At 59.7% G+C, this 1,779-nt stretch carries 3 protein-coding genes; all 3 read right to left on the minus strand.

Features of this window, described 5'->3' with window-relative positions; genetic code table 11:
* The coding region (locus ACFVTJ_RS25375) for a transposase (protein ID WP_386911269.1) at nucleotides 1-911 on the minus strand (911 nt) is incomplete at its 3' end.
* A 73-nt stretch (nucleotides 912-984) separates the two neighbouring features.
* Complete coding sequence (gene tnpB / locus ACFVTJ_RS25380; RefSeq protein WP_044460335.1) at nucleotides 985-1,329, minus strand: IS66 family insertion sequence element accessory protein TnpB; 345 nt, start codon at nucleotides 1,327-1,329, stop codon at nucleotides 985-987.
* Nucleotides 1,326-1,673, minus strand: coding sequence for a transposase (locus ACFVTJ_RS25385; protein WP_386911270.1), 348 nt, complete (start codon nucleotides 1,671-1,673; stop codon nucleotides 1,326-1,328). The genes tnpB and ACFVTJ_RS25385 overlap by 4 nt, the downstream gene beginning before the upstream one ends.
* Nucleotides 1,674-1,779: the final 106 nt, after the last annotated feature.

Below are 1,779 nucleotides of genomic sequence, written 5' to 3' on the forward strand. Positions count from 1 at the left end.
AAGCGATAGGCAACCATCGGCGGGCTACTGCCACCGAAGGGCCTGTCATCGCGGGCATAAGCCCAAAGCCAGGCCGTCTTGGCCGATCCGGATCCGGGCGCGAGTGTGGGCAACGTCGTCTCGTCAGCGAAGATACGCTCAGCCTTCTTGATCTCGGCGAGGATGTAGTCGGCCAGGATATCAAGTTCAAAGCCAAGCTTACCCATCCATTGAGCCATCAGCTTCCGGTCAAGCTCGACCTTGTCGCGGGCATAGATTGCCTCCTGCCGATAGAGCGGAAGGCCATCGGCATACTTCGAGACGGCGATCTGCGCGAGAAGCGCTTCCGTCGGAATGCCCGCCTCGATAATGTGCGCGGGTGCGGCGGCCTGAATGACGCCGTCTTCATTTTTGAAGGCATACTTCGGTCGGCGTGTGACGATGACGCGGAACTTCGCCGGCACGACGTCAAGTCGCTCCGAGACATCTTCTCCGATCAGCACCTTCTGTTTGCCGACGTGTTCGGGCAGTTCATCCGGCTCGATCACCACTTCGACCCGTTCCAGATGCGATGCGAAGCCTTTGCGCGGCCGCGGCGGACGCTTGCTGTCGGGATCGGTTGCGCCCTTGTTGACCTGAGCTCGGATCGCAGCGATGCCGGTCTCGATTTCTTCGAAGACAAAGGCCTGCTGCTCATCATCGATGCCTGGAGAGCCGAGTTTTTCTGATCGCCGGCCAAAGCGGGCACGATCAAAGGCTTTCAGGATCTGGGTCAGTCGTTCGATGCGTTCATCAGCATCGGCGTTTCTGGCTTTCAGGTCTGCGACCTCGCTCTCAAGAGCATCGGTGCGCGCTGCCTTCTCGGCCATGGCAAGGACCATAGCTTTCAGGGTCTCTATATCATCCGGGAGCTGCAGATCGGGCGGCGTCATGACGTCTACTAGAGCATATTTTGCTCCGGTTTTCCTGCCCTTTCAGGCGGTTGATTCACTTTGCCGCAGGCATTTACCCAACAATCTCCGGCGGCTTCACCGCCACCGAACGCACCCGTTTCCAGTCCATGCCGTCAACGAGCGCCATGAGCTGGGCATGGTTGAGCTGGACTCGGTTGTGGCCTATCCGCGGCCAGCAAAACTGCGCCTTCTCCAGCCGCTTGGCGTAAAGGCAAACCCCGGATCCATCCCACCAGACGATCTTGATCCGGTCGGCCCGTTTGGCCCGGAAGACATAAAGCGAGCCGTTGAACGGATCACTGCCAGCATCCCGCACCAGCGACAGCAGGCTGTCCGGCCCTTTGCGGAAGTCGATGGGATGGCTGGCCAGGAAGACCTTTACACCTGCGGGGATCATGCTGAGCGAACCGCTCGGATGACACGCTGCAGATGCGCTTCTTCAACATGCCGGCCGACCCGCACGACGATACCGTCAATGTCGATTTCGACGACGGGGTCGGGGTCAGATGCGACGCTCTGCGGATCAACTGGTGCTGCTAGTCCAGACTCATCACTGCCCAACAGTTCTCTACGCCAGCGGTAGAGTTGAGACGGCAAGATACCGATCTGCCGCGCCACGGCAGACATGTTCACACCGGGCTGACAGGCCTGCTCAACCGCTGTGGCCTTGAATTCGTCAGACCAGAACCGCCGCAACTGTCGCGGCGACCCGTCAAGGCGATCGGGCACCGCCTCGATCATTCGCATCAACCCAAGGCTAGCCGCAGGTCTAGACATAGTTCCTCACATTCAGAGAACTCGTATGCCCGACATACCCTACTCAGCATCAGCCGCGCCAGATGGGGTC

The organism is Agrobacterium sp. NPDC058088 (assembly GCF_042885035.1).
Taxonomy (GTDB): domain Bacteria; phylum Pseudomonadota; class Alphaproteobacteria; order Rhizobiales; family Rhizobiaceae; genus Agrobacterium.

Bases quoted from the DNA above. Each gene is read 5' to 3' on its own strand.
- tnpB (WP_044460335.1), bottom strand. From the start codon at position 1,329: ATGATCCCCGCAGGTGTAAAGGTCTTCCTGGCCAGCCATCCCATCGAC.
- ACFVTJ_RS25385 (WP_386911270.1), bottom strand. From the start codon at position 1,673: ATGATCGAGGCGGTGCCCGATCGCCTTGACGGGTCGCCGCGACAGTTG.